Here is a 7,201-nt window from a genome sequence, read left to right on the forward strand (position 1 = left end):
AGGCGTCAACCGCCCGTAGCGCACGCAGACTTCTCACACCGCCAGACAGCTGGGCCCGAGCAGCTGCTTCAGGTCCCCGAACAGCGCCGGGTCCGACTTCACCCGGTGCCGGTCGAGCCGCAGCACCGTGGTCTTGGTGCGGCTCTCCAGCCGTACCCGGACCTCGGTCGTGCCCTTGTGGTGGGTCAGCACCTCGCTGAGCCGGGCGACCAGCGGCGGCGTGATCTTCCCGCTGGGGATGTTGATGGTGATCGGCGCGTCGGCGTGCGCGTTCGACAGGTCGGGGACGGACAGCTCCATGCCCATCAGCCGCGGCACGTCCTCCCGCTTGTCGAGCTTGCCGCGCACGAACACCACGGCGTCCTCGACCAGTTGGGAGGAGACCAGCTGGTAGCTCGCCGGGAAGAACATGCAGTCGATGGAGCCTGCCAGGTCTTCGACGGTCGCGATGGCCCAGGCGTTGCCCTGCTTGGTCATCTTGCGCTGCAGGCCCGAGATGATGCCGCCGATGGTGACGATCGTCCCGTCCGGCCGTTCGGCGAGGTCGGCGACCGCGCAGTCCGCCTTGTCGGAGAGGACGTGCTCGATGCCGTGCAGCGGGTGCGAGGAGACGTACAGGCCGAGCATCTCGCGTTCCTGGGCGAGCAGGAAGGACTTCTCCCACTCCTCCTCGGAGAAGACGACGTCGAGTCCGAAGCTCGGCTCGTCGTCGGTGGCGTCGCCGCCGAAGAGGTCGAACTGCCCCTCGGCCTCCTTGCGCTTCACCCCGACGACGTTGTCGATCATCGGCTCGAACTGGGCGCTGAGGCCCTTGCGGGTGTGCCCGAGCGAGTCGAAGGCGCCGGCCTTGATGAGCGATTCGACGGTCCGCTTGTTGCAGACCACCGACTCCACCTTGTCCAGGAAGTCGGGGAAGGAGGAGAACTTCCCCTTGGTCTTCCTGGTCCGGATCATCGACTCGACGACCGGCCCGCCGACGTTGCGGATGGCGGTGAGGCCGAACCGGACGAGGGTGTCACCGTGCGGGGTGAAGTCCGAGTCCGACTCGTTGACGTCCGGCGGGAGCACCTGGATGCCCATCTTGCGGCACTCGTTGAGGTAGACCGCGGACTTGTCCTTGTCGTCCTTGACGGACGTGAGCAGGCCGGACATGTACTCGGCCGGGTAGTTGGCCTTGAGGTAGGCCGTCCAGTACGAGACCAGCCCGTAGCCCGCGGTGTGCGCTTTGTTGAACGCGTAGCCGGAGAAGGGGACGAGGACGTCCCACACGGCCTGGATGGCCGCGTCGGAGTAGCCGCGCTCGCGGCAGCCCTTCTGGAAGGGGACGAACTCCGCTTCCAGGATCTCCTTCTTCTTCTTGCCCATGGCGCGGCGCAGCAGGTCCGCCTGGCCGAGCGAGTAGCCGGCGAGGATCTGCGCGGCCTTCTGCACCTGCTCCTGGTAGACGATCAGGCCGTACGTCGGCCGGAGCACCTCCTCCAGGGGCTTCTCCAGCTCCGGGTGGATCGGGGTGATCTCCTGCTGGCCGTTCTTGCGCAGCGCGTAGTTGGTGTGGGAGTTGACGCCCATCGGGCCCGGGCGGTACAGCGCCAGGACCGCGGAGATGTCCTCGAAGTTGTCGGGCTTCATCAGGCGCAGCAGCGAGCGCATGGGGCCGCCGTCGAGCTGGAAGACGCCGAGGGTGTCGCCGCGGGCGAGGAGTTCGTAGGTCGGCTTGTCGTCGAGCGGCAGCTTGAGCAGCTCGATCTTCTCGCCCTTGTTGCGCTCGATCGCCTTGACGGCGTCGTCCATGATCGTCAGGTTGCGCAGGCCGAGGAAGTCCATCTTGAGGAGGCCGAGGCCTTCACAGGTGGGGTAGTCGAACTGCGTGATGGTGACGCCGTCGGTGTGCCGGGTCCAGACCGGGATGTGGTCGGTGAGCGGCTCGGCGGACATGATGACGCCGGCGGCGTGCACGCCGGGCTGGCGGATCAGGCCCTCGATGCCGCGCGCGGTGTCGATGACCTTCTTGACGTCCGGGTCGCTCTCGTAGAGCCCGCGGATCTCGCCGGCCTCGCCGTAGCGCGGGTGGCTGCTGTCCGTGATGCCGGAGAGCGGGATGCCCTTGCCCATGACGTCCGGCGGCATCGCCTTGGTGATGCGGTCGCCCATCGCGTAGGGGTAGCCGAGGACTCGCGAGGAGTCCTTGATGGCGGCCTTCGCCTTGATGGTGCCGTACGTGACGATCATGGCGACCTTGTCGGATCCCCACTTCTCGGTCACGTAGCGGATCACGTCGCCGCGCCGGCGCTCGTCGAAGTCGATGTCGACATCGGGCATGGAGATGCGCTCGGGGTTGAGGAAGCGCTCGAAGATCAGGCCGTGCGGGATGGGGTCGAGGTCGGTGATGCCCATCGCGTACGCGACCAGCGAGCCGGCCGCCGAGCCACGGCCGGGGCCCACCGCGATGCCCTGGCTCTTGGCCCACATGATGAAGTCGGCGACGACGAGGAAGTACGCCGGGAACCCCATCTGGATGATGGTGTCCATCTCGTACTCGGCGAGCTTCTTGTGCTCCTCGTCGTACCCGCCCGGGAAGCGCCAGTCCATGCCCTCCCAGACCTTGGACTTGAAGAAGTCCGCCTCGGACTCGAAGCCCTCCGGGATGGGGAAGCGGGGCATGAGGTTCTTGAACTTGAACATGCCCTCGGTGTCGACGCGGGAGGCGACGAGGAGCTGGCTGTTGCGGCAGCCCTCCTGCCAGGCGTCCGAGGAGTCCAGCGCGTACATCTCGGCGGCGGACTTGATGTAGTAGCCGGTGCCGTCGAAGCGGAAGCGGTCCGGGTCGGAGAGGTTCTTGCCGGTCTGGACGCAGAGCAGCAGGTCGTGCGCGCCGGCGTCGGCCTCGGTGGTGTAGTGCGAGTCGTTGGTGACGACCGGGGGGATGTCCAGCTTCTTGCTGATCTCCAGCAGCCCGTCGCGGACCCGCTTCTCGATGTCGAGGCCGTGGTCCATCAGCTCCAGGAAGTAGTTCTCCTTGCCGAAGATGTCCTGGTAGTCGGCGGCGGACTTCACGGCCTCGTCGAACTGGCCGAGCCGCAGGCGGGTCTGCACCTCGCCGGACGGGCAGCCGGTGGTGGCCATCAGGCCGCCGGACAGCTCGGAGATCAGCTCCTTGTCCATCCGGGGCCACTTCACCAGCCAGCCCTCGGCGTAGGAGCGCGAGGTCAGCTTGAAGAGGTTGTGCAGGCCCTCCTTGTTCCGGGCCCAGATCGTCTTGTGGGTGTACGCGCCGGACGCGGAGACGTCGTCGCGCTTCTGGTGCGGCTGGCCCCACAGGATGCGCTTGGTGTTGGAACGGGACTCGGGGGCGACGTACGCCTCGATGCCGATGACGGGGGTGATGCCCGCGTCGGTGGCCTGCCGGTGGAACTCGGCGGCGCCGTACATGTTGCCGTGGTCGGTCATCGCGACATGGGTCTGGCCCAGGCGCTCGACCTCCTTGAACATCTGCTTCAGCCGGGCGGCACCGTCCAGCATCGAGTACTCGGTGTGGACGTGCAGATGCGCGAACGGCTGGTCGCTCAAGGCGGGGCCTCCGGGGCTCGTGCTGGTCTGGTGGGCCGGCGAACGTGCAGGTCACAGGGGATGCCCTGGAAATGGATGTGGCCCGGAGCGCCTCGCGGGGCCCGGACCATCACTCACACGTTCACGCGTCTACTCTAGCCTCCCTTCGAACGCTTCCTCGCTCTGCGGGAGGGGCCCCGAGGTCAGCCCGGCGAGTCGCACTGCGGCGGCATTTCTGACCTCCGGCTCCTCCATCGGATCGTCCCGGAGGTACGCGAGGCGGGCCGTCACAGCGGGCCGTTCCGGAGCGTGCTCGACCGCCCACAGCCGGGCATCGGACTGGCAGTCCCAGAGCGACTCGACGTACCCGCCGTCCAGTCCGGCGGGGTCGATCGCGGCCAGCGCCCTGAGGTAGCCGGGCCGCTCGTACGAGTGCGGGGTCCAGAGCCAGAACCGGCGCAGCAGCGATGTCGCGTCGGCAGCCTTCGGACCGAACCGGGCCAGGCCCCGGGCGGTGTGCATCGGGCCGCACCAGACCTGTTCCACCCAGTCCCGCTCCAGAGCGGCGAGCAAGGTCGGAACGTCCTGTTCCTCGATGTGCCGGGCCAGCACCTCATGCCCGAGCCGCGCCAGCCAGGGCATCCCGGAGGTGACCCAGCCCCGCGCGGCCGGCCTGGCCGGCGGGCCGAGCTTCCGGACCGCCCGGCGCAGCAACGCCGGGTACCGGCCGTCTGCCGTCCCGAGCAGCGGCACCAGCGGGACCAGGCCGGGCTCCGGCTCACGGCGGATGAGCCGGCCCAGCGCGCCCGCCTTCCGCAGGAACGACTCACCCGGGTCGGCGAGCAGCTCCAGCAGCTCCGAGGAGGTCATCTCCGCCGGCTCCGCCATCTGCTCCCGCGCTTCGGCCGGGCGCTCCCGCTTCGGGGCAGCCGGCTCCCAGCGGTGCCACGGCAACGCCCACGGCTGCGGGTCGTCCTGGCCCTCTTCCAGGCGTGCCCGCGCCACGTCCTCGAGGTCGTCCCACCACGCCACCGGCCAACGGCCGGCCACCGACTCCAGGACGTCCACCCAGTGCTCGCCGTCCCGGACGTACGCCCGCAGCGCCTCCCGGGCCTCCTCCGAGCCGCCGAGTGCCAGCCGCTCCAGCACCTGGGTGGCCCGCGCGCAGGCGTACGCGTCCCCGGCCAGGAGTTCGATAATTGGTCCGAGCGGCAGCTCCAGGTCCCGGACCAGTCGGGCCAGGTAGAGCGCCCGGTCGTCGATCTGCCGGTGCCAGCGCCACTCCCAACGGATGCAGCCGTACACGAGGTCGGCGGCCGAAGCCGGGTCCTCGGCAGCGATCAGCGCACCCTGCCCCCGGCCGCGCTGCAGGAGGCCCGGGAGGGTGGTCGGCGGCGCGTAGCGGTCGTCTCTCTGCTCTGACATGGGGTTCATCGTGCCGCAGCCCCCGGCGCACGGGCGGCGGGGGCTGGCGGGGGGTGGCGGGGGTTGGCAGGGATGGCCGGTCAGGCGTCCTCGTCGGGCGGGGTCGCGCGGAGGGCGGTGACGACGCCCAGGGCGACGGTCGCGAAGGTGAGGGCGAGGAGGACGGCGAACGCCGTCCCGATCAGGAATCGCACGGGGTCTCGCGTTCGGCGTCGAGGAGCAGCATGAGGAGGTTGAGCAAGGTCGACGCGGGCGCGGTGTTGAAGCAGACGAGGACGCGGCCCTCGATGGTCTTGTCCGTGCAGGCCGACGGCCAGATCAGGCCGAACTTCCTACCACGCTCCTGGACTTCGGCCAGCAGGGTGCGGATGTGGTCGTCCGTGTAGTGCCGGATCCGGGGATCGGTCGGCTTCATGGGGTGGCGCCTCACGCGGCACCGTCCAGCTCGAACCAGACCGACTTGCCACGCTCCTGGGGGTCGACGCCCCACCGGTGCGTGAGGCCGGCGACCAGCTGGAGGCCCCGACCGGATTCGGCGAACAGGCCCGGCGCCTGCGGGGAGGGCGGGATCGGGCTCTCGTCCGTGACGGAGACGCGGAGGGTCTGGTTCGCGGAGATGATCTGGACGATCGGCGCGGGCGTGGCCCCGTGCCGCCAGGCGTTGACCAGGAGCTCAACGAGCGCGAGCTGCGCGTCGAAGATGATCGACGACTCCCACCCGACGCGCTGCATGGTGTCGCGCAGGGACTGACGGGCGATGGCGATCAAGGGCGTGTTGAGGTGACGCATGGGACTTCTCCCGAGGCGTGAGTGAGGGAAGAACCGGCGGAACACATGTCGCCGTGAGCAAGGCCAGGTGAAAGGACATGGCTGCTCTGCGGTGCTTGCTAGCAGGCGTTACTGACGATCCGTCGGATCGATGTGACACCGACCATAGCGCAGCTGAGTATCCAATTTTCCACTCTTTGCGGAAGTTCCCCCTACGGTGGTAACCGGTGGACCGATGCTCGACGCGCGCGGCAGACTGGCCGCACTGACCTTCGGAAGGGACCTATGCCTCCACGCTCCAACCCAACACTCCGCCAGCGCAGGATTGGCACCGAGCTCCGGAGGATGCGCGAACGGGCCGGCTACGGCGGTTCAGAACTCGGGCGCGCTGTGGGAATGAGTCCCGCCCAGGTCACCCAGATGGAATCCGGGCGGATCGGCATCAGCACCGACCGTCTCCGCACCATCGCCGCCGCATGCAACTGCGCCAATCTCCCGCTGATCGACGCCCTCGCCGAGATGATCACCGAGCGCGGAAGAGGCTGGTGGGAGGAGTACCGCGAGGTCCTGACTGCAGACTTCCTCGAAGTCGCAGAGATCGAGAGCTACGCACCGATGCTCTCCACCTGCACGACCACCTACATCCCAGGCCTGTTGCAGACCGGCATGTACGCCTCCGCTGTCTTCACTCGGGTCTATCCCCCATTGTCTCGCGCAGAGATCGACGTCCGTACCGCGTTCCGGATCCAGCGGCAGCAGATAGTCCGGTCAGGCAAGACGCCACTCCAAGCGTTCATCCACGAAGCCGCACTGCGAATGCAGTTCGGCGGCCCCAAAGTGCTTGCCGAGCAGCTCGATGCACTCATCGAAGACTCCGAGCACCCCGGGATCTCAATCCGTGTAGTGCCCTTCGCCGTCGCCACTTTCCCAGGTGCTTCCGAGAACCTCACGTTCGCCACGGGCCCAGTCCCCGAGTTGGACACCGTCCAGATGGATGTCGCCCGGGGCGTCCTGTTCTTCGACTCCCCAGCAGACCTGGCCATGCATCGGACCATCTTCGACCGCATGGACGCCCTGGCACTCTCTAACGAGAGGTCACGGGATCTCATCCGATCAGTCAAGAAGGAAGCGGAAGACAGCTATGCCTGAGTCGAAGTGGCAGAAGTCCAGCTACAGCGGCGCGACCAACGAGTGTGTCGAGGTCCGCACAGCCAACGGGGCGGTCGAACTCCGCGAGTCCGACGAGGGCCACACCATCATCCACACCACCCCCGCCACCCTCGCCGCCCTCCTCCACGGCATCAAGGCCGGCGAATTCGACCACCACGCCTGACACCTCACGCCCCTCCCGGGGGGGGGGGGGGGGGGGCCCCCCCCCCCCCCCGCCCCCCCCCCCCCCCCCCCCCCCCCCCCCCCCCCCCCCCCCCCCCCCCCCCCCCCCCCGACCAATAGGAACCCCCCG

Annotated in this window: 6 protein-coding genes; 2 read left to right on the plus strand and 4 right to left on the minus strand. The window is 68.6% G+C overall.

The window, feature by feature from the left end:
- Positions 1 to 33: 33 nt before the first annotated feature.
- The 4 genes from dnaE to ACIBEC_RS07185 all read right to left on the minus strand — a co-directional run bounded on the left by dnaE (position 34) and on the right by ACIBEC_RS07185 (position 5,760).
- A complete protein-coding gene (dnaE, locus tag ACIBEC_RS07170; protein WP_360505424.1) occupies positions 34 to 3,567 on the minus strand; it encodes a DNA polymerase III subunit alpha in 3,534 nt (1,177 codons plus the stop codon).
- Between the two features lie 129 nt (positions 3,568 to 3,696).
- Positions 3,697 to 4,971, minus strand: coding sequence for a hypothetical protein (locus ACIBEC_RS07175; protein ID WP_360505422.1), 1,275 nt, complete (start codon positions 4,969 to 4,971; stop codon positions 3,697 to 3,699).
- 181 nt (positions 4,972 to 5,152) lie between these two features.
- Positions 5,153 to 5,386, minus strand: coding sequence for a hypothetical protein (locus ACIBEC_RS07180; RefSeq protein WP_360505420.1), 234 nt, complete (start codon positions 5,384 to 5,386; stop codon positions 5,153 to 5,155).
- 11 nt (positions 5,387 to 5,397) lie between these two features.
- Entirely contained in the window at positions 5,398 to 5,760 is a 363-nt protein-coding gene (locus ACIBEC_RS07185) for an ATP-binding protein (protein WP_360505418.1), read from the minus strand.
- 264 nt (positions 5,761 to 6,024) lie between these two features.
- Between ACIBEC_RS07185 and ACIBEC_RS07190 the strand changes: the two genes are divergently transcribed.
- On the plus strand, positions 6,025 to 6,888 hold the full coding sequence (locus tag ACIBEC_RS07190; RefSeq protein WP_360505416.1) for a helix-turn-helix transcriptional regulator: 864 nt from the start codon (positions 6,025 to 6,027) through the stop codon (positions 6,886 to 6,888).
- Entirely contained in the window at positions 6,881 to 7,072 is a 192-nt protein-coding gene (locus ACIBEC_RS07195; RefSeq protein WP_360505414.1) for a DUF397 domain-containing protein, read from the plus strand. The genes ACIBEC_RS07190 and ACIBEC_RS07195 overlap by 8 nt, the downstream gene beginning before the upstream one ends.
- The last annotated feature ends 129 nt before the right edge of the window (positions 7,073 to 7,201 follow it).

This window comes from Kitasatospora sp. NPDC051164 (assembly GCF_044455625.1).
Lineage (GTDB): Bacteria > Actinomycetota > Actinomycetes > Streptomycetales > Streptomycetaceae > Kitasatospora.